This is a genomic window from Pseudomonas syringae group sp. J254-4, from assembly GCF_032586855.1.
In the GTDB taxonomy this organism is placed as follows: domain Bacteria; phylum Pseudomonadota; class Gammaproteobacteria; order Pseudomonadales; family Pseudomonadaceae; genus Aquipseudomonas; species Aquipseudomonas amygdali.
Genome location: NZ_JAWHOO010000011.1, coordinates 1 through 23,962 on the forward strand (window position 1 = coordinate 1; position 23,962 = coordinate 23,962).

General features: G+C 58.9%; 17 protein-coding genes. 12 read left to right on the forward strand and 5 right to left on the reverse strand.

What is annotated here, in order from left to right; all coding sequences use genetic code 11:
- Nucleotides 1–120 precede the first annotated feature (120 nt).
- From RYB09_RS14570 to RYB09_RS14585, 4 genes are read left to right on the forward strand one after another with little or no spacing between them, the layout of a single operon-like run.
- A complete protein-coding gene (locus tag RYB09_RS14570; RefSeq protein WP_316889044.1) occupies nucleotides 121–1,284 on the forward strand; it encodes an isovaleryl-CoA dehydrogenase in 1,164 nt (387 codons plus the stop codon).
- Nucleotides 1,285–1,297: 13 nt separating this feature from the next.
- Entirely contained in the window at nucleotides 1,298–2,905 is a 1,608-nt protein-coding gene (locus RYB09_RS14575) for a carboxyl transferase domain-containing protein (RefSeq protein ID WP_122259040.1), read from the forward strand.
- A gap of 14 nt (nucleotides 2,906–2,919) precedes the next feature.
- Complete coding sequence (locus tag RYB09_RS14580) at nucleotides 2,920–3,780, forward strand: gamma-carboxygeranoyl-CoA hydratase (RefSeq protein WP_316889047.1); 861 nt, start codon at nucleotides 2,920–2,922, stop codon at nucleotides 3,778–3,780.
- Nucleotides 3,777–5,726 carry an acetyl/propionyl/methylcrotonyl-CoA carboxylase subunit alpha gene (locus RYB09_RS14585; RefSeq protein ID WP_316889048.1) on the forward strand — a complete coding sequence of 650 codons (1,950 nt, stop codon included), beginning with the start codon at nucleotides 3,777–3,779 and terminating at the stop codon, nucleotides 5,724–5,726. Before RYB09_RS14580 ends, RYB09_RS14585 begins: the two co-directional genes overlap by 4 nt.
- Nucleotides 5,727–5,793: 67 nt before the next feature.
- On the opposite strand, the gene nfuA is transcribed toward RYB09_RS14585, so the two are convergent.
- From nfuA to RYB09_RS14600, 3 genes are all read right to left on the reverse strand, one after another.
- Nucleotides 5,794–6,387 carry a Fe-S biogenesis protein NfuA gene (gene nfuA / locus RYB09_RS14590; RefSeq protein WP_002553665.1) on the reverse strand — a complete coding sequence of 198 codons (594 nt, stop codon included), beginning with the start codon at nucleotides 6,385–6,387 and terminating at the stop codon, nucleotides 5,794–5,796.
- Nucleotides 6,388–6,457: 70 nt separating this feature from the next.
- Nucleotides 6,458–7,480, reverse strand: a complete 1,023-nt coding sequence (locus tag RYB09_RS14595) for an acyltransferase (protein WP_316889049.1) — start codon at nucleotides 7,478–7,480, stop codon at nucleotides 6,458–6,460.
- 180 nt (nucleotides 7,481–7,660) lie between these two features.
- A complete protein-coding gene (locus RYB09_RS14600; RefSeq protein WP_316889198.1) occupies nucleotides 7,661–9,793 on the reverse strand; it encodes a fatty acid cis/trans isomerase in 2,133 nt (710 codons plus the stop codon).
- Between the two features lie 332 nt (nucleotides 9,794–10,125).
- Between RYB09_RS14600 and metH the strand changes: the two genes are divergently transcribed.
- The gene (gene metH / locus RYB09_RS14605) at nucleotides 10,126–13,845 is read left to right on the forward strand and encodes a methionine synthase (RefSeq protein ID WP_058409384.1); all 3,720 of its coding nucleotides are present in this window, start codon (nucleotides 10,126–10,128) and stop codon (nucleotides 13,843–13,845) included.
- Nucleotides 13,846–13,856: 11 nt separating this feature from the next.
- Here metH and RYB09_RS14610 read toward each other — a convergent pair whose 3' ends face one another.
- Nucleotides 13,857–14,957, reverse strand: coding sequence for an ABC transporter substrate-binding protein (locus tag RYB09_RS14610; protein WP_058409385.1), 1,101 nt, complete (start codon nucleotides 14,955–14,957; stop codon nucleotides 13,857–13,859).
- Between the two features lie 554 nt (nucleotides 14,958–15,511).
- On the opposite strand from RYB09_RS14610, the gene RYB09_RS14615 reads away from it, so the two are divergent.
- Both RYB09_RS14615 and RYB09_RS14620 read left to right on the forward strand, forming a co-directional pair.
- Nucleotides 15,512–17,170: a nitrite/sulfite reductase gene (locus RYB09_RS14615; protein WP_058401568.1), complete on the forward strand. Its 1,659-nt coding sequence runs from the start codon at nucleotides 15,512–15,514 to the stop codon at nucleotides 17,168–17,170.
- Complete coding sequence (locus RYB09_RS14620; protein WP_054988720.1) at nucleotides 17,154–17,648, forward strand: DUF934 domain-containing protein; 495 nt, start codon at nucleotides 17,154–17,156, stop codon at nucleotides 17,646–17,648. Before RYB09_RS14615 ends, RYB09_RS14620 begins: the two co-directional genes overlap by 17 nt.
- A gap of 634 nt (nucleotides 17,649–18,282) precedes the next feature.
- On the opposite strand, the gene sohB is transcribed toward RYB09_RS14620, so the two are convergent.
- On the reverse strand, nucleotides 18,283–19,305 hold the full coding sequence (gene sohB, locus RYB09_RS14625; RefSeq protein ID WP_316889052.1) for a protease SohB: 1,023 nt from the start codon (nucleotides 19,303–19,305) through the stop codon (nucleotides 18,283–18,285).
- 205 nt (nucleotides 19,306–19,510) lie between these two features.
- Between sohB and RYB09_RS14630 the strand changes: the two genes are divergently transcribed.
- The 5 genes from RYB09_RS14630 to RYB09_RS14650 all read left to right on the forward strand — a co-directional run bounded on the left by RYB09_RS14630 (nucleotide 19,511) and on the right by RYB09_RS14650 (nucleotide 23,923).
- Complete coding sequence (locus tag RYB09_RS14630; protein WP_316889054.1) at nucleotides 19,511–20,221, forward strand: histidine phosphatase family protein; 711 nt, start codon at nucleotides 19,511–19,513, stop codon at nucleotides 20,219–20,221.
- Nucleotides 20,222–20,276: 55 nt separating this feature from the next.
- A complete protein-coding gene (locus RYB09_RS14635; RefSeq protein WP_316889055.1) occupies nucleotides 20,277–20,594 on the forward strand; it encodes an SCP2 sterol-binding domain-containing protein in 318 nt (105 codons plus the stop codon).
- Nucleotides 20,595–20,809: 215 nt separating this feature from the next.
- Nucleotides 20,810–21,877: a phosphotransferase family protein gene (locus RYB09_RS14640; protein WP_316889057.1), complete on the forward strand. Its 1,068-nt coding sequence runs from the start codon at nucleotides 20,810–20,812 to the stop codon at nucleotides 21,875–21,877.
- A 27-nt stretch (nucleotides 21,878–21,904) separates the two neighbouring features.
- The gene (locus RYB09_RS14645) at nucleotides 21,905–22,672 is read left to right on the forward strand and encodes an SDR family oxidoreductase (protein WP_005743582.1); all 768 of its coding nucleotides are present in this window, start codon (nucleotides 21,905–21,907) and stop codon (nucleotides 22,670–22,672) included.
- A 102-nt stretch (nucleotides 22,673–22,774) separates the two neighbouring features.
- Nucleotides 22,775–23,923 carry a Gfo/Idh/MocA family oxidoreductase gene (locus tag RYB09_RS14650; protein WP_316889059.1) on the forward strand — a complete coding sequence of 383 codons (1,149 nt, stop codon included), beginning with the start codon at nucleotides 22,775–22,777 and terminating at the stop codon, nucleotides 23,921–23,923.
- Nucleotides 23,924–23,962 lie beyond the last annotated feature (39 nt).

Below are 23,962 nucleotides of genomic sequence, written 5' to 3' on the forward strand. Positions count from 1 at the left end.
CTCCCCCACCCTCCGCGCACAAGCCTGATTGACAGCACACATCCGCAGGTTTACGTTAACGTAAAGGTCATAGCCAATCCGCATAGAACCATCTCCAAGAATAAAACAGGAACGCTGCCCATGAGTTACCCCAGCCTGAACTTCGCCCTGGGCGAAACCATCGACATGCTGCGCGACCAGTTGCAATCCTTCGTCGCCGCAGAGCTTGCCCCTCGCGCTGCGCAGATCGACAAGGACAACCTGTTCCCCGCCGACATGTGGCGCAAATTCGGTGAGATGGGCGTGCTCGGCATCACGGTCAGCGAGGAATACGGTGGCGCAGGCCTGGGTTATCTGGCGCATGTCGTGGCGATGGAAGAAATCAGCCGTGGCTCGGCATCGGTGGCGCTCTCCTACGGCGCACACTCCAACCTGTGCGTGAATCAGATCAACCGCAATGGCAGCCCGGCACAGAAAGCCCGATACCTGCCCAAGCTGATCAGCGGCGAGCACGTTGGCGCGCTGGCCATGAGCGAACCCAATGCAGGCTCGGACGTGGTATCGATGAAGCTGCGCGCCGACAAGCGCGGCGATCACTACGTACTCAACGGCAGCAAGACCTGGATCACCAACGGGCCTGACGCCAACACCTATGTGATCTACGCCAAGACCGACCTGGAAAAGGCAGCCCATGGCATCAGCGCGTTTATCGTCGAACGCGATTGGAAGGGCTTCTCGCGCGGCAGCAAGTTCGACAAGCTGGGCATGCGCGGCTCAAATACCTGCGAGCTGTTTTTCGATGACGTCGAGGTGCCCGAAGAGAATCTGCTGGGCGTGCTTGATGGTGGTGTCAGGGTCCTGATGAGCGGCCTCGATTATGAACGCGTCGTGCTCTCTGGCGGGCCGACCGGAATCATGCAGGCCTGTATGGACGTGGTGGTGCCCTACATTCACGACCGCAAGCAGTTTGGCCAGAGCATCGGCGAGTTCCAGCTGATTCAGGGCAAGGTCGCAGACATGTATACCCAGCTCAACGCCAGCCGCGCCTACCTGTACGCCGTCGCCCAGGCCTGTGATCGTGGCGAGACCACGCGCAAGGACGCAGCGGGCGTGATCCTCTACAGCGCCGAACGCGCCACGCAGATGGCGCTGGATGCCATCCAGATTCTGGGCGGCAATGGCTACATCAACGAGTTCCCGGCCGGTCGATTGTTGCGCGACGCCAAACTCTACGAGATCGGTGCAGGCACCAGCGAGATCCGGCGCATGCTCATCGGTCGCGAACTGTTCAACGAAACCCGTTGATTGCGGAGCTACCATGACCATTCTGCAGACTCGCATCAACGCCCGCTCGCCGGAATTTGCCCTTAATCGCACCGCGCTGCTCAAGCAGGTCGAAGAGCTCCGTATGTTGCTGAGCATCGTTCGCCAAGGCGGCGGGCCCAAGGCCCAGGAGCGCCATACGTCACGAGGCAAGTTGCTGCCCCGCGAGCGTATCAACCGTTTACTGGACAGCGGATCACCGTTTCTGGAGATCGGCCAACTGGCCGCCCATGAGGTGTATGGCGAAGAGGTTCCGGCCGCCGGGGTAATTGCCGGTATCGGCCGGGTCGAGGGCGTCGAATGCATGATCATCGCCAACGACGCGACGGTCAAAGGTGGCTCCTATTACCCGCTGACCGTCAAAAAGCACCTGCGCGCGCAGACCATCGCCCAGCAAAACCGCCTGCCGTGCATTTACCTGGTGGACTCCGGTGGTGCCAACCTGCCGCGCCAGGACGAAGTGTTTCCGGACCGCGAACACTTCGGGCGCATCTTCTTCAATCAAGCCAACATGAGCGCACAAGGCATTCCCCAGATTGCCGTGGTCATGGGTTCCTGTACCGCAGGCGGGGCCTATGTTCCAGCCATGGCCGACGAAGCGATCATGGTGCGCCAGCAAGCCACCATCTTCCTCGCAGGCCCGCCACTGGTAAAAGCCGCCACCGGCGAAATAGTCAGCGCTGAAGACTTGGGCGGTGCGGATGTGCATTGCCGCACCTCCGGGGTGGCCGACCACTATGCCGACAGTGACGAGCACGCGCTGGCATTGGCGCGACGCAGCATTGCCAATCTGAACTGGCGCAAACAAGGCCAGTTGAACGCTGTCACGCCCATTGCACCGCTGTACGCCAGCGAGGACCTGTACGGCATCATCCCGGCCGACACAAAACAGCCGTTTGACGTACGCGAAGTCATCGCGCGGTTGGTGGATGGCTCGGTACTGGATGAATTCAAGGCGTTGTTTGGCACCACGCTGGTCTGCGGTTTCGCTCGCCTGCATGGCTACCCGATCGCGATTCTGGCCAACAATGGCATCCTGTTCGCAGAGGCCGCCCAGAAAGGCGCGCACTTTATCGAACTGGCCTGCCAGAGAGGAATTCCCCTGCTGTTTCTGCAAAACATCACCGGCTTCATGGTCGGTCAGAAGTATGAAGCCGGGGGTATCGCCAAGCATGGGGCCAAGCTGGTGACCGCCGTGGCTTGCGCGAAGGTGCCGAAGTTCACGGTCATTATCGGCGGCAGTTTCGGTGCAGGAAATTACGGCATGTGTGGCCGCGCCTACGACCCGCGCTTTCTATGGATGTGGCCCAACGCGCGAATCGGCGTGATGGGTGGCGAGCAGGCAGCGGGCGTGCTGGTGCAGGTCAAGTGCGAGCAGGCGGAACGTGCCGGCCAGGCCTTCAGCGCCGAACAGCAGGCCGAGCTCAAGCAGCCGATTCTCGATCAGTACGAGCATCAAGGCCACCCTTATTACTCCAGCGCCCGCCTGTGGGACGACGGAGTCATCGACCCGGCACAAACCCGCGACATTCTTGCGCTGGCCCTGTCCGCCTCGCTCAATGCGCCCATCGAATCTACTACCTTCGGCCTGTTCCGGATGTAAGACGGGAAATGACCATGACGTCGACCTCATTCGCAACCATAGAGTTGATCACCGACCCACGTGGTTTCGCCACGCTGTGGCTGAATCGACCGGACAAGAACAATGCCTTCAATGCGCAGATGATTCGCGAGCTGATCCTCGCACTGGACCAGGTACAAAGTGATGCCAGCCTGCGCTTCCTGCTGGTGCGCGGGCGTGGCAGGCATTTCAGCGCGGGTGCCGATCTGGCCTGGATGCAGCAGGCAGCAGAGCTGGACTACAACACCAATCTGGACGATGCCCGTGAACTGGCAGAGCTGATGTACAGCCTCGCAAAATTGAAAATTCCGACGCTTGCGGTGGTGCAAGGTGCAGCGTTCGGTGGCGCGCTGGGCCTGATCAGTTGCTGCGACATGGCCATTGCGGCAGCGGATGCGCAGTTCTGCCTGTCGGAAGTACGCATCGGCCTGGCTCCAGCGGTTATCAGTCCGTTTGTGGTGCAGGCCATCGGCGAACGTGCGGCGCGGCGCTACGCCCTGACCGCAGAGCGTTTCGATGGCCAGAGAGCGCAGCAGATGGGGCTGATAGCCGAGTGCTACCCGGCTGCCGACCTACAAGCCCGCACACAGGAGTGGGTCGACACCCTGCTGCTCAATAGCCCGCAGGCCATGCGGGTCAGCAAGGAGTTGCTACGCGAAGTCGGCAGCGGCGAACTCACACCTGCATTGCGCCGCTACTGTGAAAGCGCCATCGCGCGCATCCGTACCAGCGCCGAAGGCCAGGAAGGCCTGCGCGCCTTCCTGCAAAAACGCACACCCGGCTGGCAGCCAGACTGCGATCAATCGCCAGCAGCGCTTGCAGCCCGGCAAGAATCACAGAAGGACTCGCAATCATGAGCACTCCCGAGCTGACCACGCTGCTGATCGCCAACCGCGGTGAAATTGCCTGCCGCATCATGCGGACCGCGAAAACCATGGGGCTCTCCACAGTCGCCGTGCACAGTGCCATTGACCGTGACGCACGGCATAGCCATGAGGCTGATATCCGTGTGGATCTTGGAGGCAGCAAGGCAGCAGAAAGCTACCTGGCGATCGACAAGCTTATCGATGCGGCCAGGGCAAGCGGCGCGCAAGCGATTCACCCCGGTTATGGTTTTTTGTCCGAAAATGCCGACTTTGCCCGTGCCATTGAAGAGGCAGGGCTGATTTTCCTCGGCCCACCCGCCTCGGCCATCGACGCCATGGGCAGCAAATCTGCCGCCAAGTCGCTGATGGAGCAGGCTGGAGTGCCGTTGGTACCTGGCTATCACGGCGACGCACAGGACATCGAGACGTTCCGCAGCGCCGCTGAACGCATCGGTTACCCCGTGCTGTTGAAAGCCACGGCAGGCGGTGGCGGTAAAGGCATGAAGGTGGTGGAGCACAGCGGCAAACTGGCCGAAGCGCTGGCCTCCGCTCAACGCGAGGCGCTTTCTTCGTTCGGCGATGCGCGAATGCTGGTGGAGAAATACGTCCTCACTCCGCGCCACGTCGAGATTCAGGTGTTTGCCGACCGCCATGGTCACTGTCTCTACCTCAATGAGCGCGACTGCTCCATTCAGCGCCGACATCAGAAGGTCGTCGAAGAAGCACCTGCGCCCGGCCTGACACCCGAACTGCGCAAGGCCATGGGTGAAGCGGCGGTCAAGGCCGCACAGGCCATCGGTTACGTGGGCGCAGGCACGGTGGAATTCCTGCTGGACGCGCGCGGCGAGTTTTTCTTCATGGAGATGAATACCCGCCTGCAAGTCGAGCACCCGGTGACCGAATACATCACGGGCCTGGATCTGGTGGAATGGCAGATTCGGGTGGCCAGAGGCGAACCACTGCCCATTACTCAAGAACAAGTGCCATTGATCGGCCACGCCATTGAGGTCCGGCTATATGCCGAAGACCCGGCCAACGATTTTCTGCCTGCAACCGGCACGCTGGAGCTCTACAGAGAATCCGCGTCCGGCTCCGGCAGGCGCGTGGACAGCGGCGTTAGCGAGGGCGACAGCATTTCACCCTTCTACGACCCCATGCTCGGCAAGCTGATTGCCTGGGGCGAAAACCGTGAGCAGGCCCGTTTGCGCCTGCTCGGCATGCTGGATGAGTTCGCAGTGGGCGGTGTCAGAACCAACCTGGCATTTTTGCGCAGAATCATCGCCCATCCGGCGTTTGCCGCCGCTGAACTGGACACGGGCTTCATTCCCCGCCATCAGGATCAATTGCTGCCGCAAGCGGGTGAACTGTGTGAGGAACTCTGGCAGGCCGCCGCCGAGGCCTTCAACCAGAGCGAAACGGCACGCGTCGATCAAGCCGACCTGCACTCGCCCTGGGCGGCCAGCACAGGCTTTCGCGCTGGCCTGCCTGCAGAGACGGATCTGCGACTGAGCTGCAATGGTCAAACCCGAACCGTCTACCTGCGCAACAGCAGCGACTCACCGTTCAAACTCAGCAACGAGCATCTGACTGTCGAACATAACGGTGTGCGCCGCTCGCATCTGGCGATACGCCGTGGCAATGCGCTTTACCTCAAATGGCAAGGCGACCTACACACCATCACCCGGCATGACCCCATCGCGCAGGCCGATGCCAGTGATAGCCAGCATGGCGGCCTGACAGCCCCCATGAATGGCAGCATCGTGCGCGTGCTGGTTGAAGTGGGTCAGACGGTCGAGATCGGGGCGCAACTGGTGGTGCTGGAGGCCATGAAGATGGAACACAGCATCCGCGCTGCCAGTGCCGGCGTTGTCACAGCGCTTTACTGCCATGAGGGAGAGATGGTCAACGAAGGCGCAGTACTGGTGGAACTGACCTGACCACCAGCGACGGCCGCACACGAAAACGCCCTGAACAGTCAGGGCGTTTTACGCAGCAGAGAAAGGCTTAGTAGTAAGCGTTTTCTTTCTGCGTATGGTCGGTCACATCGCGAACACCCGACAGCTCGGGAATGCGCTCAAGCAACGTACGCTCGATACCTTCCTTCAACGTGACATCGGCCTGACCGCAACCCTGGCAACCGCCACCGAATTGCAGAACGGCAATGTTTTTCGCTTCTTCTTCAACCACATCGATCAGCGTGACCTGACCACCGTGACTGGCAAGGCCGGGATTGATCTCGGTTTGCAGATAATAATTGATGCGCTCGTTGATCGGGCTGTCGGCGTTGACCATCGGCACCTTGGCGTTTGGTGCCTTGATGGTCAACTGGCCGCCCATGCGATCAGTGGCGTAGTCAACCACGGCATCATCCAGAAACGCTTCGCTGAAACCATCGATCCAGGCGGTGAAGCTCTTCAGGCCGATAGCCTTGTCTTCCGGCTTTTCTTCACCCGGCTTGCAGTAGGCAATGCAGGTTTCAGCGTACTGAGTGCCGGGCTGGGTAATAAATACGCGGATGCCAATGCCCGGGGTGTTCTGCTTTTCCAGCAGATCGGCCAGATAATCGTGGGCGGCATCGGTAATAGTGATAGCGGTCATGAAAATTCCTCGCAGACGTGCCAGCAGTTTACGCCAATCGGCACCGTCACACAAAGTCCTAGTATTTTTGTCAGGTTAATGCCTGCGCCCGGCTGACCGCTCGGCGTCCATCCAGCCAGGCTTTCATCCGGCGGTAAAGGCCCTTCTCGATCCACTCATAACTGACCCAGGCACCGATGGCGATGATCGGCACGCAGAACGCGAACACCACATAGGGGCTGAGGCCAAAGCGTTGCGCCATCAGCAAGCCGCCGTACAGCACCAGAACGTGCAGCAGGTAGACCGAGTACGAGCAGTCGCCCAGTACCTTGAGCAGCCTGTTGCCTTGGAAATACGGTTCCAGCGAGATGCACGATAGTACGATCAAGGCACTCGGCAGGCCCCAGTTGAGCAGACGCTGCTCATTGGTCAGGTGATTGATCGCATACAGCCCTACCGCAATACCCGCCAGCGGCAGCCATAACGCCTGTTTGATCCAGTCACGGCGATAGAGGATGCCGATGCCGATACCCAGCAGGAATTCGTAAATGATGTCATTGCCGTAGAAGCGGCTGATCAGCCCGGTGCGGGCCAGAACCTCACTGACCGCAAACAGCGCTGCGGCAATGATCAGCGGCCGGTGACGCTGTTGAAAGAGGAATACCACCGAGAATAGCAGGTAGAAAAACATCTCATAATTGAGCGTCCAGCCGACGTTAAGCGTCGGGTAAAGGCCATAACCGCCGGGGTTTTCGGAAGGAATGAATACCAGTGACAAGAGGAAGTTCTGCCAGCCGATGACCTGATGCGGGAGCATCGGTGCTGCAATCAGCAACAACAACGCCATGGCGGCGGTATACAGCCAATAGGCCGGAACAATTCGAATCAGACGATGCAGAATGAAGCGCCGTGCAGGCATATCGCTGTTCTGCGTCGACAAAAAGATAACCAGACCACTGATGACAAAGAAGATATCAACGCCGACCGCGCCCTTCGACACAAAGAACTGTCCCACCGGGCCGCTGGCCTTGAAATCGAAAAAAATCTGCATGAAGTGATGACACACCACGACCCACGCTGCGAACGCACGTAGCGCCTGAACTGAAATCAACATCACAAAAAACCTCTACTGCCTGACTTTCAATCATGGGTCGTTTGATAAACCGGCCTATGACGCGCACCATTTCGGACCACCTTTTTGGAAAAAAGATCGCGCGAGATACATTTCGTTCAGGAAGTAAAGATGGCCGCAGGCCATGTTGCACAAGGGCCTGCGGCGTGAAGCCCCGGTTTTTCAGAGGTTCTCGTAGCGATTCATGTCCAGCACACCCGCTTCGCGTGGTTCAGTTTCCTGAACGTAGCGATTCAGATCGTGGAAGTAACTCCAGAACAGTGGATGAGTACGACGGATGCCCCAACGCTGGACGATTTGTTCGAAACTCGCCTGATCCTTGCTCTGCTGCATGGCATCGACAAAGGCCGGCACCTGTGCGACCGGAATATTGAAGATGAAATTCGGATAACTGCTGAGCACGCCCGGGTAGACGGTCAGTGTGTCCAGCCCCGGTATATAGCGATAAGACTCGCCCAGCAGAAACGCGACGTTACTGTGCGCACGGTTGCGCAGCATGCTGTAGATCATGCGTTTGCCGTCGCTGCCCTCGATGCGCAGCATGCTTGCTTCCGGCAATTGATCGATGACTTTCAGGCCCGCCGCCGGGCGTGAGGTCAAACGGCTCAGTGCCTGTTCCGCCTGGGCAAAACTGCTGTCGAGGTTTGGCCGAGAACAATACGCCCCGCTGCAGCGGTTGATCGGATCAGGCGCGGCATTCAGGCTGCCGGAACGCTCGATCAGCTTGAACGCAAAGTCGCGCTGCGCGGCCTTTTCATCGAGTTTGATACCGGTTGGCGTATCGTCGTCGATCTTCTGGTAATCCAGCCACATCTTGATCTTGCCGCCATCCTGATAAAGATCGCTGAGTATGTCTTCCCGGCGATCGGCAGGCATCAGGCGCAGGAAGTTGATTTCGGCACCGTTGCGGATCAAGTCGAAATACAGCCGGGTCTGTGCCTGATGTGAAACGTTGCCATAGACATCGAAGTTCACCGCCAACTGATAATAGGTGCGCTCCAGCAGCGGGTAGTCGAACAGCCACATGGAGTGCGGCACGTCGCCAATCAGCCCTTTATTGACCGACGCACTGTCGAAATGACGGAAAACGGTCAGCAAGGCATTGTCATTGCCTGCCCACAGCGTGCTCCAGCCCGGCGCTGGCATTTTCGCGTAACTGTCGCGGCGCAGGTCTTCATACTCATTGCGCCGGTCGCGGTAGGACAGCCACAGGCTCAGCACGCTGCCCACGTCATCGTTCTGCCCCGGCATGGCCAGCAATGGCGTAGCCTCCCCGCGATACGTCGCATCGTTGATGTAGCGATCGTGCGACGGGTCCTGGAACAGCACCCAGAACTGATCGCGAATCACATCGGTCGCGATCTGCCCGCGACAGACCGGCCCGCGAATGAAGGTGCGGACGAAATACTCGGCATTGTCGAGCATGAACTGATAACGCGCCGCTGCCGGGATCGCTTCAAAGGTCAGAAACGGATTGGCCCGATGGCCAGGGCCATAGCCAGGCAGTGCGTTGACCTTCCAGTCTTTACCATAGAACAACTGCCTGACCCGCATCAGTTTCTGTGGGCTCATGGCATAGGTAATGTGGGTCTTGTGAACGATCACGCCCTGCACAGGGATCAATCGATAATAGAAGTCACTGCCCGGATCATCGTCGGGGCGACGAGTAGCGATCAGGTCCACAGGCTTGCCGCTTGGAGTTCGCGAACGTACCCACTGAAAGAAGTGCCCCGCCTCACCGCCTTCGAAATAGATATGCGCCAGGAACAGGTGCTCGAACAGCCAGCGACCGACCAGCGCCTGATTCGCGCCAGGCTCGTTGAGCTGCGCCTCCCAGGCATTGATCTGCGCGGCCTCGGTGACACTCGGGGTAATGGTCTGCTGCTCCACCGGCGCACCGGCAGCCAGCCAGCGCTGCAGCGTCTGGTATTCGGCATCGGTCAGGCCAGCCACCGCCAGTGGCATGCCTTGTTGCGCATGAGCTGCGGCATAGGCGTTGAATTCGCCGGGCAGCGGGCACACATTTTCGCGATTGATGCCCAGCGCGATCTCGTCCGGAATTTTGCTGTTGGCCGGCAACGGCGCGCTGCGCCCCAGATCGAGCATGCGCGCCATCAGGGCAGCCTGACTGCCCTGGGCCTCCAGCACTGAGTAAAACCCCTTGCCGCGCCAAGCCTCGGTATCACGCGCATCATAAAACAGTCGGGTCGGCGCTACCGCTTCACTACGCTCGCCCTGGTAAACCGGGGTCTTGCTGGCACCACGGCTCACGCCTTCCCCGCTGCCCAGGTTCAACTGGCAGGGAGCATCGTTGCAGGCATGGCAGGCAACGCATTTCTCGGTAAGAATCGGCTGAATATCCTTTACGTAGGAAATAGCCGGGCTTGCGGGTGTGGCTGAGGGTGTCTGGGCCTGTGCAGCACAGCAGATAAAAAGCAAGGCGATGCTTGCCAACAAACGGTGCGGCATATCCCGTAGGCTCTGTCATTAAAAATGGAACAATTCTACTAGGCCGTAATTGCCTCCAACATGAATGATTTTCATGCAAAAGCCGCAGCACCACCAAAACCGTTCCGGTTTGCTATCATCCCGTCCTTTAAAGTATCGACCTTCTCAAGGTAGCCCCCATGTCTGACCGCAGCGCCCGCCATCAAGCCTTTCTTACTGCTCTGAAACAGAGGATTCTGATCCTCGATGGCGGCATGGGCACCATGATTCAGAGCTACAGGCTTGAAGAGCAGGATTATCGGGGCAAGCGCTTCGCCGATTGGCCAAGTGATGTAAAGGGCAACAACGACCTGTTGATCCTGACCCGACCTGACGTGATCGGCGCCATTGAGAAGGCTTATCTGGATGCCGGTGCCGACATCCTCGAAACCAATACCTTCAACGCCACTCAGGTCTCCCAGGCCGATTACGGCATGGAATCGATCGTCTACGAGCTGAACGTCGAAGGTGCACGCCTGGCGCGCAAGGTCGCAGACGCCAAGACACTGGAAACCCCGGACAAACCGCGTTTCGTGGCGGGCGTGCTGGGCCCTACCAGCCGCACCTGTTCGCTATCGCCGGACGTCAACAACCCCGGCTATCGCAATGTGACCTTCGACGAACTGGTCGAGAACTACACCGAAGCGACCAAAGGGCTGATCGAGGGCGGCGCCGACCTGATCCTGATCGAGACCATTTTCGACACCCTCAACGCCAAGGCGGCGATCTTTGCCGTGCAGGGCGTGTTCGAAGAAGTGGGCTTTGAACTGCCAATCATGATCTCCGGGACCATCACCGATGCCTCGGGGCGCACCCTGTCCGGCCAGACCACCGAAGCGTTCTGGAACTCGATCAGTCACGCCAAACCGATCTCGGTCGGCCTGAACTGCGCACTGGGTGCCAGCGAGCTGCGCCCTTACCTGCAAGAGCTGGCCAACAAGGCCAACACCCATGTATCTGCGCACCCCAACGCCGGTCTGCCCAACGCCTTTGGCGAATACGACGAGCTGCCGAGCCAGACGGCGAAGATCATCGAGGAGTTCGCGCAAAGCGGCTTCCTGAACATCGTCGGCGGTTGCTGCGGTACGACGCCAGCGCACATCAAGGCGATTGCCGAGGCTGTTTCGGGCTACGCGCCACGCGAAATTCCGGACATTCCAAAAGCCTGCCGCCTGTCGGGCCTCGAGCCGTTCACCATTGATCGTCAGTCGCTGTTCGTCAACGTCGGCGAGCGCACCAACATCACCGGCTCTGCCCGCTTTGCCCGTCTGATTCGTGAAGACAACTACACCGAAGCGCTGGAAGTCGCCCTGCAGCAGGTCGAAGCCGGTGCCCAGGTGATCGACATCAACATGGACGAAGGGATGCTCGACTCGAAGAAGGCCATGGTGACCTTCCTCAACCTGATCGCAGGCGAGCCGGACATTTCCCGCGTACCGATCATGATCGACTCCTCCAAGTGGGAAGTGATCGAGGCCGGCCTCAAGTGCATCCAGGGCAAGGGCATCGTCAACTCCATCAGCATGAAGGAAGGCGTCGAGCAGTTCATTCATCACGCGCGGCTGTGCAAGCGATACGGCGCGGCCGTGGTGGTCATGGCCTTCGACGAACAGGGTCAGGCCGATACCGAGGCGCGCAAGAAGGAAATCTGCAAGCGCTCCTACGACATTCTGGTCAACGAAGTGGGCTTCCCGCCGGAAGACATCATCTTCGACCCGAACATCTTCGCCATCGCTACCGGTATCGAAGAGCACAATAATTATGCCGTGGACTTCATCAACGCCTGCGCCTACATCCGTGACGAGCTGCCGTATGCCCTGACCTCGGGTGGGGTGTCCAACGTGTCGTTCTCGTTCCGTGGCAACAACCCGGTGCGTGAAGCGATCCACTCGGTGTTCCTGCTGCATGCGATCCGCAATGGCCTGAGTATGGGCATCGTTAACGCCGGGCAGCTGGAAATCTACGACCAGATTCCCGCTGAACTGCGTGACTGCGTCGAAGACGTAGTGCTCAACCGCAATCCCGAGGGCACGGATGCATTGCTGGCAATTGCCGACAAGTTCAAGGGTGATGGCAGCGTCAAGGAGGCCGAAACCGAGGAATGGCGCAGCTGGCCGGTCAATCAGCGTCTGGAACACGCGCTGGTCAAGGGCATCACCACGCACATCGTCCAGGACACCGAAGAGTCGCGCCTGGCATTCACCCGCCCTATCGAAGTGATCGAGGGCCCGCTGATGGCGGGCATGAACGTGGTCGGTGACCTGTTTGGCGCAGGCAAGATGTTCCTGCCTCAGGTGGTCAAGTCCGCGCGCGTGATGAAGCAGGCAGTGGCGCACCTGATTCCGTTCATCGAGCTGGAAAAGGGCGACAAGCCCGAAGCCAAGGGCAAAATCCTGATGGCGACGGTCAAGGGCGACGTACATGACATCGGCAAGAACATCGTCGGCGTAGTACTGGGCTGTAACGGCTACGACATTGTCGACCTGGGCGTGATGGTGCCTGCAGAGAAAATCCTGCAAGTGGCCCGCGACGAGAAATGCGACATCATCGGCCTGTCCGGCCTGATCACGCCGTCACTGGACGAAATGGTCCATGTCGCCAGAGAAATGCAGCGCCAGGACTTCCACCTGCCATTGATGATCGGCGGCGCGACCACATCCAAGGCGCACACGGCGGTGAAGATCGAGCCTAAATACAGCAATGACGCAGTCATCTACGTCACCGATGCTTCCCGAGCGGTCGGCGTCGCGACCCAGTTGCTGTCGAAAGAGCTGAAGCCGGCCTTTATTGAAAAGACCCGTCTGGAATACGTCGAAGTACGTGAGCGCACCTCGGCACGCAGCGCGCGCACCGAGCGTTTGAGTTATGGCGCGGCAGTGGCAAAAAAGCCGCAATTCGACTGGGAAAACTATACCCCTGCCCAGCCGACCTTCACCGGCACGCGGGTACTGCAGGACATCGACCTGAACGTGCTGGCCGAATACATCGACTGGACACCGTTCTTCATCTCCTGGGACCTGGCCGGTAAATACCCGCGCATCCTGACCGACGAAGTGGTCGGTGAAGCGGCCACCGCGCTGTATGCGGACGCCACCCAGATGCTGCGCAAGCTGATCGACGAGAAACTGATCAGCGCCCGTGCAGTATTCGGCTTCTGGCCAGCCAATCAGGTCAACGATGATGATCTGGAGGTCTATGGCGACGACGGCAAGCCGCTGGCGAAGCTGCATCACCTGCGCCAACAGACCATAAAGCCTGACGGCAAGCCGAACTTCTCGCTGGCCGACTTCGTCGCGCCGAAAGACAGTGGCCTGACCGACTACATCGGTGGCTTCATCACCACCGCCGGCATTGGTGCCGAAGAAGTTGCCAAGGCCTATCAGGACAAGGGCGACGACTACAACTCGATCATGGTCAAGGCACTCGCCGACCGTCTGGCCGAAGCCTGTGCCGAATGGCTGCACCAGCAGGTGCGCAAGGAATACTGGGGTTACGCCAAAGACGAGGCGCTGGACAACGAGGCGTTGATCAAGGAGCAGTACATGGGCATTCGTCCGGCTCCCGGCTACCCGGCCTGCCCCGATCACACCGAAAAAGGCACCCTGTTCGCCCTGCTCGACCCGCTGCCGGAAGGCACACCCGAACATACGCCCGGCAAAAGCGGCGTGTTCCTGACCGAGCACTACGCAATGTTCCCGGCTGCGGCCGTCAGCGGCTGGTACTTTGCCCATCCTCAGGCGCAGTACTTTGCGGTAGGCAAGGTGGATAAGGATCAGGTCGAAAGCTACACCGCCCGCAAAGGCCAGGACCTGAGCGTCACCGAGCGCTGGCTGGCACCCAACCTGGGCTACGACGAGTAACGCCTGACCGGTTATCTGCCGCCTGAGTGGTCAGGCGGCAACATGCCTTTCAGCGAAAATGGCGACGCTTCGCCAGAAGCTTCCATATTGAATGCCTGGATATCGAGCCGGTAATGCTCGTCCCGGGCGGCATCCAGAAAGCGCTGCGCATCCTGTGGCTCGACCACGTGAATCACATCAATGATTCGTGTGCCGATCTGTTGCCGGGCCTGCCATTGAGCAGTGTCATAGTGGTGCAAGAGAATGATGGCCCACCCGCCCAGGGTGAAATGCCCTGAAGCCACGACACTCAGGCTGCCATTGAGCTGAGCCCGCAGTGAAAGCGACGTGCCGTTGATCGCACTGAACAGCACGTCCTGCCCCGGCTTGCCGCCGCTCTCGCGCAATGCATCCATCGCACCGAACGCCATTTGCTCGTTGGCAGCCCACACCAGGCGTGTCTGCGGATAGCGATTGAACAGCACGCGCGCCTGCTCGAGCGCGCGATCACGGCGCCAGCCACCCAGCGCAATCTGCCGTAGATGCACCTCTGGGTGCTCTGACAGGGCACGCAGCATGCCTTTTTCACGCAACAGGGAAACGGGCGTGGTGTTGGTCCCGGAAAACGCGAGCATGTCGATGACCTGACCGTCTGCGCCAGGCGCCGCGAGACTGATAAGCCGCTTTGCCGTCAGATAGCCGCCCTGTTCATCGTTGCCCACCAGGCTGCCGATGAAGTCCGGATAACGCGATGGCAGATCACCGAGAATCCGAATCTGGTCCTCGGTCAGCGTATTGTTGACGGCAAACAGCTTGACCCCGCTGCCCACGGACATGCGCAGGACTTCAGGGGCGATATTCAACTCATTGGAAAACAACAGGTAATCCGGGCGCTCATCCCCTTGCAGCGCCGCTCGCGCCAGATCGAGCAACTTGCGGGTGTCGCGCTCGGTATAGAGTATTTTCAGTGACATGCCGGTGGTGTCGGCAGCCGTCTGCATGACCCGGGAGTAACTCTGCCAATAGCCATCGGATGGTGCGCCGGGGTTCAGAAATACCACCGAGGCGGCATGTGTCGCCCCGCCCCAGAGACAACTGCACAGTAACAGCCAGCCAGCATGTAACGCCTTCATATCAACGAACCTTGAAGCAGCAGGGATTTAGCACTACGAGCGTGTTATCGGCTGCGGCAGCAAGGTTCTGGAGACTCCGGCAGATTCTTTATCAGCCCTTCACTGGCTGCTGGCCCAGAACATCGCTGCGCCTACCGCCAGAATGACAATGAATAAAATGGCCCAGGTGTCCACGGATCTGCCTGGCTTGGCTACTTTCGGGTGCTTGCTCATCGCATCGCCTCTTGTCGGTCTTGTGGGTGATTGCACATGAATAGGAGTGTTCCGACACCTGCTCGGCATCGGTCAACGTTCAGTTAAGTCGAGTCTTGCCCACACGGCAAGCAGGGATATGCACGGACGGGGTTTTGCTTATCGCTTTTAGTGATTTGCATATATATAAACATCACTTTTATCGATATCTGCAAACTGCTATCGTCGCCTTCGCTCCCGACGGAGTGCGCGGCCGTGCGCGCAGAATTGACCAGATGAAGCAGGCTACCGCGAGTGACGGGCGTGTGCCCGGACTGACGCCACTGCCCTGCTTCATGACGAAGCCTGAGAACAGGACCTATATGTACGTATACGACGATTACGATCAGAAGATCATCGAGGACCGCGTCAAGCAGTTCCGGGATCAGACCCGACGCTACCTGGCCGGGGAACTGAGCGAAGAAGAGTTTCGACCGTTGCGCCTGCAAAACGGTCTTTATGTCCAGCGCTTCGCGCCCATGTTGCGTGTGGCGGTTCCATACGGCCAGCTGACCTCGCGTCAGGCGCGCATGATGGCCAAAATTGCCCGTGACTACGACAAGGGCTACGCGCATATCAGTACCCGCCAGAACGTACAGTTCAACTGGCCTGCGCTTGAAGATGTACCGGATATTCTCGCTGAACTGGCGACCGTGCAGATGCACGCTATCCAGACCAGTGGCAACTGCCTGCGCAACGTCACCACCGACCAGTTTGCCGGTGTGGCGGCAGACGAACTGGTAGATCCGCGCCCATGGTGCGAGATCGTCCGTCAGTGGACCACCTTCCACCCCGAATTCGCTTACCTGCCGCGCAAGTTCAAGATCGCAATCAACGGCTCGACCAGTGATCGCGCCGCCATCGAAGTGCATGACATCGGTCTTGAGCCGTTGCGCAATGAAGCCGGCGAGCTGGGTTTCCGCGTACTGGTGGGTGGCGGCCTTGGCCGTACGCCGGTTGTCGGTGCCTTCATCAATGAATTCCTGCCATGGCAGGACCTGCTGAGTTATCTCGACGCTATCCTGCGGGTCTACAACCGTTATGGCCGTCGCGACAACAAGTACAAGGCGCGGATCAAGATTCTGGTCAAGGCACTGACGCCTGAGGTTTTTGCCGCCAAGGTAGACGCCGAAATGGCTCACTTGCGTGGCGGTCAGACCACCCTGACCGAAGCCGAAGTGCAGCGCGTTTCCCGGCACTTCGTCGACCCGCAATACAAGGCTCTCAGCGACCAGCACGCCGAACTGGCAGCTCTGGACGCTCAGCACCCAGGCTTCGCTCGCTGGCGTCAACGCAATGTGCTGGCCCACAAAAAGCCTGGCTACATTGCTGTGACCCTGTCGCTCAAGCCAACCGGCGTTGCGCCGGGCGACGTGACCGACAAGCAGCTGGACGCCATCGCCGATCTGGCCGATCGCTACAGCTTTGGTCAACTGCGCACTTCCCACGAGCAGAACATCATCCTGGCTGACGTCGAGCAGGCCGAGCTGTTCAGCCTGTGGAACGAGCTGCGCGACAATGGTTTTGCCACACCGAACATTGGTCTTCTGACCGACATCATCTGCTGCCCTGGCGGTGATTTCTGCTCGCTGGCCAACGCCAAATCGATTCCGATTGCAGAATCCATCCAGCGCCGCTTCGACGATCTGGACTACCTGTTCGATATCGGCGAGCTGGACCTGAACATTTCCGGCTGCATGAACGCTTGCGGCCACCACCATGTCGGCCATATCGGCGTGCTGGGCGTGGATAAGAAAGGTGAAGAGTTCTACCAGGTCTCACTCGGCGGCAGTGCCAGCCGCGATGCGAGCCTCGGCAAGATCCTCGGCCCTTCCTTTGCCCAGGAGGCGATGCCGGACGTGATCGAGAAGCTGATTGACGTCTACGTTGAAAAACGTACCGAAGACGAGCGCTTTATCGACACCTACCAACGTATTGGCATTGACCCTTTCAAGGAGCGCGTCTATGCAGCGAATCATTAAGAACAACGAAGTCATTGATGAAACCTGGCACCTGTTGCCGAAGGAAACCACCTTTGACAGCCTGTCGAACGCTGATGACCTGATCGTGCCGCTGGCACTGTGGCGCGAACACGCGCATGCATTGAAGGCACGCGATGGCGGTTTGGGCGTATGGCTGGACAGTGATGAAGAAGCCGAAGAGATTGGCGCAGATGTGGACCAGTTTCAGGTCATCGCCCTGAACTTTCCGGCTTTCACTGACGGTCGTAGCTTCTCGAATGCGCGCCTGTTGCGTGATCGTTTTGGCTACAAGGGCGAATTGCGCGCCATCGGCGACGTGTTGCGCGATCAGTTGTTCTACATGCGCCGCTGTGGCTTCGATGCGTTCGCGGTACGTGCCGACAAGGATCCGTACGAGGCGCTGGAAGGCTTGAAGGACTTCTCGGTCACCTATCAGGCTGCAACCGACGAGCCGCTGCCGCTGTTCCGGCGCCGCTGATTCAGGTGACCTGCATTATCGTCTCTGTGCTCACTTGAGATGACTATCATGCCTGCGCTAAGCGTAGGCATGCAGTTCGTGGTTCTGTGGTGTCAGGTGATTGGCGTTCGGCTCAGATTCTCGTTCCCACGCTCCGCGTGGTAATGCCTTTCGTGACGCTCTGCGTCACACGCTTGTCCTGTGAGGTCAGGTGGATTGTGTTCGACTCAGGTCACCTTTGCGCCCTTACGGCGCCTCACTTTGAGGGACCAAAGTAAGCAAAGTCCTCGCTCCTGTTTCCGGCCCGACTTCGTCGGGTTCCTTCGCCCTGTCACTGATCCGGGGGCCGCCGCAACGGGCCATCCTTGGCCCGGTGCGGCTTGCTCGGCGTCCTGCCTCGCATCCCCCGGATCAGCGTCAGGACTCAGCCGTCACTAACGTCGCACTCTGCGTCGTCAGTGCCATCGCGGTTGAAAAGCACTTTAAAGCAGGTGGCTAAAGCACGAAAGCAGGTGGCTAAGACACGGCTTAGATACTAATGACGATCGTGCCGACGCTCCGCGTCGGCATGCAGTTCGTGACGCTTTGCGTCACACAGCGGTTCTGTGATATCGGGTAACTTGAGGCTCGACTCAGGCCACCTTGTCATTTACACCTACCAGAACCGCTGCTGAGTCAAACGTCCCCACCACTTAGCAGCCAGTTGATCCGCCGAGGTGGCTGCAGCCATCCCCATGCGTTCCTGAAGGCTTTTGCGTTGCACGTAGTGCAGGTGGAACACGTCTGCATCCTTGGCGCGCTCGGCCAGGTACTCGTCGCTGGTCTTTAGTTCATCGACCAGCAGCTTGTCGACCGCAGCCATGCCGAGCCATACCTCGCCCGTGGCCACTTCGTCGATGGACAATTGCGGGCGGTAGCTGGCAACGAAGTTCTTGAACAGGTCGTGGGTGATGTCCAGGTCCTGCTGGAATTTCTCGCGACCCTTCTCGGTGTTTTCGCCAAACACCGTCAGGGTGCGTTTGTATTCACCCGCGGTCAGCACTTCAAAATCGATGTCGTGCTTCTTCAGCAAGCGATTGACGTTGGGCAACTGCGCAACAACGCCGATGGACCCGAGAATGGCGAACGGTGCGCTGATGATCTTGTTGCCGATGCAGGCCATCATGTACCCGCCACTGGCCGCAACCTTGTCGATGCATACGGTCAGTGGAATACCGGCCTGCCGAATGCGTGCCAGTTGCGAGGACGCCAGACCATAGCTGTGCACCATGCCGCCACCGCTTTCCAGACGCAGGACCACTTCGTCCTTGTCGGTGGCCAGCGTCAGCAGAGCGGTAATTTCATGACGCATGCTTTCAGTAGCCGAGGCCTTGATGTCACCGTCGAAATCCAGCACATAGACACGGGCTTTTGGCTCTGCCTGCTTCTTTTCTTTTTTCAGGGCCTTGCCCTGCTCTTTGCGCAGTGCCTTGAGGCGCTCCTTGTCGAGCAAGGATTGCTCAAGCCGCTCACGCAGGCCTTTATAGAAGTCATTGAGCCGGGTGACCTGGAGCTGCCCCGCCATTTTGCGACGTCCCTTGCCACGCATGGACGCAATGGCAACCAGCACCACCACGATGGCGATTACCAGCGTCACGGTTTTAGCCAGAAAACTTGCGTAATCGACAACGAAATCCACGAATATCCCTCATTTGCGTCAGGCCCTTACCAATCAAGGGCCCCAATGAATGCAGCATACCGACGCCCTGTGCGACGCACCAGCTATCGAGCCGTTACAAACCATTAAAACGGTGATTTCAAACGAGCGTATGTTTTTTCATTGACAGTCGCCCGGCATCCCTCATAACCTCGACCCACCTTCAACGTACCGAGACGACACGGACGTGGGCAGCATCTACCTGATACGACATGGCCAGGCCTCATTTGGTGCAGACGATTACGACGTACTGTCGCCTATGGGTGTTCGTCAGTCACAGGTGCTGGGTGCTCACCTCGCGCAGTCGGGCATGACCTTTGACCGGTGTGTATCGGGTGAGCTTCTGCGCCAGAAAGACACCGCACAGCATGTGCTGGGCCAGTACACCGAAGCCGGTATCGAAACGCCTCCCGTGCAGCTCGACAGCGCTTTCGATGAATTCGACGCTGAAGGCGTGATAAGGGCGTTGATACCCGCGATGCTTGTCGATGAGCCGCAAGCGCTGGATATTCTGCGCGACGTCGCTGGCAATCCCGCAGGGTTTCACCGGTTGTTCAACCTGATCACCAAACGCTGGCTGAGTGGCGAGCACGACACGCCGGGGCTGCAAAGCTGGCAAGGTTTCGTGGACCGCGTCAAGGCAGGCCTGGACAGAATTCTTCTGGACGCAGGTCCACATGAGCGCATTGCCGTGTTCACGTCCGGCGGCACCATTACTGCCCTGCTCCACCTTGTTACCGGAATGCCTGCAGCAAAGGCACTGGAGCTGCACTGGCATATCGTCAACACTTCGCTGCATCAGCTCAAATTCAAAGGCAACGACGTTACCCTGGCTTCCTTCAACGGTTACACACACTTGCAACTGCTGAAGACGCCGGAGCTCATTACCTATCGCTGAGCCCGGCCAATCGCGTCCTTGCGGACGCAAGTACTCACCACAAAAGGATCAAGACATGACCTCAGTAGCAGACGCCGTACAAACCATGAAGAACAAGTTCAACCCGGCTGCTGCTGCCGGTCTGGACCTGGTCTTCGGTTTCAATATTACCGACGAAGACAAACACTACGCCCTGATCGTCAAGGACAGCACCTGCGAATTGCAGGAAGGCGAAAACCCGGACGCCAACGTGACCCTGGTCATGGACAGCGAAACCCTCAAGGGCATTGTCACCGGCGAAACCGATGGCATGCAGGCGTTCATGGGCGGCAAGCTGCGCGCCGAAGGCGACATGATGCTGGCCATGAAGCTCAGCGAACTGTTCCCGGTTTAAACACCTGGCGCTTTGCAGGTAGCACCACCAAAAAACCGAAGCCCCGCCGGCTTCGGTTTTTTTGTCTGTGCCGTTCTGTACAAAGCAGCAATCAGAGCCGCTGATTGCCCGGCAACACGCTAGTCTATAACGCTGCCGCGAGCTTGCTCGCGAATCAGACGATCATTAGATTAGTCAATAGTTTTAGCTGACCATAATAAACACAAGGTATACGTATGGCACCGACTGACCAGTCCACCGGGATTCGCAGCGGCGAAGAACTGGACGCCTCCCTGATAGATCCGTACCTGAAGGCGCATCTGGCGGATCTGCATGGCACCCCGGCGATCAGTCAGTTCCCCGGAGGCGCATCTAACCTGACCTACCTGATTCAGTACCCCGAGCGCGAGTTGGTGCTGCGGCGCCCACCGTTCGGACACAAGGCGCGATCGGCACATGACATGGGTCGTGAATACCGCATTCTCAACCAGCTCAGGAATGCCTTCCCCTATTGCCCGCAAGCGTACCTGCACTGCACGGATGAATCGGTAATCGGCTCGGAGTTTTACGTGATGCAGCGCGTCAAGGGCATCATCCTGCGCTCTGACCTGCCGCCCGAGCTGGCGCTTGATGCACGACAGACCGAAGACCTGTGCAAGAGCTTCATCAACAAGCTGGTGGACTTGCACCGCGTTGACTTCCATGCGTGCGGCCTGGGTGATCTGGGCAAGCCCCAGGGTTACGTGCAGCGGCAGATTTCGGGCTGGACCGAGCGTTATGAAAAAGCGCGAACCCCGGACGCCCCGGCATGGCAGCAGGTCCAGGCCTGGCTGGCAGACAAAATGCCCGCCGACTCGCCCATCTCCAGCATCGTGCATAACGACTATCGCTTCGACAATGTGATCCTCGATCCTGACAACCCGATGAACATCATCGGCGTGCTGGACTGGGAACTGACCACGCTCGGTGATCCGCTGATGGACCTGGGCAATACCCTCGCCTACTGGGTCCAGGCTGACGACCCGCTACCGGTTCAGTTGACGCGCCGCCAGCCGAGCAATGCGCCCGGCATGCTGACGCGCCAGGCGTTCGTCGACTATTACGCCGAGCGTTCGGGCATCCATATCGACAATTTCGACTTCTACTACACCTACGGCCTGTTTCGTCTGGCCGGTATCGTGCAACAGATTTACTACCGGTTTTTCCATGGACAGACTCAGGACAAGCGCTTTGCCCGGTTCATTGACATGAACAGGCTGCTGGAGCAGATGAGCCTGAATGTGATCACCAAATCCAGCCTTTGACCGCTAACGCCAAGACAAGGAAACGACATGTCCAGAACCCAGCTTTTCGACCTTGATGGCAAGGTTGCTTTTGTTTCAGGTGCCAGCCGGGGAATCGGTGAAGCCATTGCCAGGCTGCTCGCTCAGCAAGGCGCACATGTTGTTGTGTCGAGCCGCAAGCTCGACGGGTGTCAGGCGGTTGCCGACGCCATCATCAGCGAGGGCGGCAAGGCAACGGCGATTGCCTGCCATATCGGCGAGATGGAGCAGATAACCAGCGTTTTCGCCCAGATTCGCGAGCAATTCGGACGCCTGGATATACTGGTCAACAACGCCGCCACCAACCCGCAGTTCTGCAATGTGCTGGACACCGACCTCAGCGCGTTTCAAAAGACCATCGACGTGAATATTCGCGGCTATTTCTTCATGTCGGTAGAAGCCGGCAAGCTGATGCGCGAAGGCGGCGGTGGCAGCATCATCAATGTTGCATCCATCAATGCGGTGTCGCCAGGTGCCTATCAAGGTGTCTATTCAATGACCAAGGCGGCGGTGGTCAACATGACCAAGGTGTTCGCCAAGGAATGCGCCGAGTTCGGAATTCGCTGCAACGCTCTGCTGCCGGGTCTCACAGATACCCGATTTGCATCGGCGCTGGTCAAGAACGATGCGATTCTCAATATGGCTCTGGCGCAGATTCCGCTGAAACGCGTCGCAGCGCCCAGCGAAATGGCTGGCGCGGTCTTGTATCTGGCGAGCGCAGCATCCAGCTACACCACCGGCGTAGCGCTTAATGTAGACGGCGGATTTTTATCTTGATGGCTTGAACTGACTGCCACGCCGAAAAATGAATTAATTTTCCATATTTTAAATTTATGGAATATATTTTCCGCATAACAACAATCCTCTCTGGAGAATGTCATGCGGGAATCCCCTTCTACGTCGCAGGCGCAACTGGGCATCGGGCTGATCGGCACCGGTTTCATGGGCCGTGCCCACGCCCTGGCCTTCGGCAATGCCAATGCCTCCCTTGATCTGCCGGCACGCATTCGGCTGACCGCCCTTGCGGATGCGGACAGCGTCAGGGCCGAGCAGTGCGCCAGCGCCTGGGGCTTCGATCACAGCCACGCTGACTGGCAGCACCTGATCAGTGATCCGCAGGTGCAGATCGTGGCGATCACGACACCCAATCACCTGCACTTCCCCATGGCCATGGCCGCCATCGCTGCAGGCAAGGCGGTGTATTGCGAAAAACCGCTGGCGGTAAGCCTCGCCCAGGCCGACGAAATGCGCCGTAGCGCCAAGGCCGCCGGGGTTGTTACTCAGGTTGGCTACAACTACCAGCACAACCCGATGATCGGCCTTGCCAGGGAAATGATCGACGCGGGCGAACTGGGCGATATCGTCAGCTTTCAGGGCGAGTTCAGCGAGGACTTCATGGCTAGTCCGTCTTCCCCGTGGTCGTGGCGTTGCGAAGCGGCCCATGCGGGCGGCGCGCTGGCCGATCTGGGCAGTCACTTGCTGGCGATGGCTCGCCATTTGCTGGGCGATGTCGAAGCGGTCTGCGCAGACTCCAGCACCGTACACCGCCAACGCCCTGCGAGTAACGGAAGCCCGGAAATGCGTAGCATCGCAGTGGATGACCAGACCCACGCACTGCTGCGTTTTGCCAATGGTGCGCGCGGAACGTTCAGTAGCAGTTGGCTGAAACACGGCTACAAAAACCACCTGAGTTTCGAAATCAGCGGCACCAAGGGCACACTGGCATTCGATCAGGAGCGCCTTAACGAACTGCGCATCTATCGCACTGGCGCAGCTGGGCGCGATGGTTTTCAACGTCTTCTGGCAGGTCCTGCGCAACCCGGTTACGCGGCGTTCTGCCCGGCTCCGGGTCACCAGCTGGGTTACAACGAACTCAAGGCACTTGAGGTACAGGCACTGATTCTTGCGGTATGCGGCAAGGGCAGCCGTGGTCCGGACTTCGAAGAAGCCTGGCAGATCGAGCGTCTGGCGGCTGCCATTCGCCTCGCTGCCGCCGAACAGCGCTGGGTCGCGCTCAGCGATATCTGACTTCCTGCAACGCTTGGCAAGGGGGTAGAATGCGCCACG

Coding starts and splice junctions, on each gene's coding strand:
- RYB09_RS14575 (WP_122259040.1), top strand. CDS start 1,298: ATGACCATTCTGCAGACTCGCATCAACGCCCGCTCGCCGGAATTTGCC.
- RYB09_RS14620 (WP_054988720.1), top strand. CDS start 17,154: ATGCAGCGAATCATTAAGAACAACGAAGTCATTGATGAAACCTGGCAC.
- RYB09_RS14650 (WP_316889059.1), top strand. CDS start 22,775: ATGCGGGAATCCCCTTCTACGTCGCAGGCGCAACTGGGCATCGGGCTG.
- RYB09_RS14610 (WP_058409385.1), bottom strand. CDS start 14,957: ATGAAGGCGTTACATGCTGGCTGGCTGTTACTGTGCAGTTGTCTCTGG.
- RYB09_RS14595 (WP_316889049.1), bottom strand. CDS start 7,480: ATGTTGATTTCAGTTCAGGCGCTACGTGCGTTCGCAGCGTGGGTCGTG.
- RYB09_RS14615 (WP_058401568.1), top strand. CDS start 15,512: ATGTACGTATACGACGATTACGATCAGAAGATCATCGAGGACCGCGTC.
- RYB09_RS14645 (WP_005743582.1), top strand. CDS start 21,905: ATGTCCAGAACCCAGCTTTTCGACCTTGATGGCAAGGTTGCTTTTGTT.
- RYB09_RS14635 (WP_316889055.1), top strand. CDS start 20,277: ATGACCTCAGTAGCAGACGCCGTACAAACCATGAAGAACAAGTTCAAC.
- RYB09_RS14580 (WP_316889047.1), top strand. CDS start 2,920: ATGACGTCGACCTCATTCGCAACCATAGAGTTGATCACCGACCCACGT.
- RYB09_RS14570 (WP_316889044.1), top strand. CDS start 121: ATGAGTTACCCCAGCCTGAACTTCGCCCTGGGCGAAACCATCGACATG.
- nfuA (WP_002553665.1), bottom strand. CDS start 6,387: ATGACCGCTATCACTATTACCGATGCCGCCCACGATTATCTGGCCGAT.
- metH (WP_058409384.1), top strand. CDS start 10,126: ATGTCTGACCGCAGCGCCCGCCATCAAGCCTTTCTTACTGCTCTGAAA.
- RYB09_RS14585 (WP_316889048.1), top strand. CDS start 3,777: ATGAGCACTCCCGAGCTGACCACGCTGCTGATCGCCAACCGCGGTGAA.
- RYB09_RS14640 (WP_316889057.1), top strand. CDS start 20,810: ATGGCACCGACTGACCAGTCCACCGGGATTCGCAGCGGCGAAGAACTG.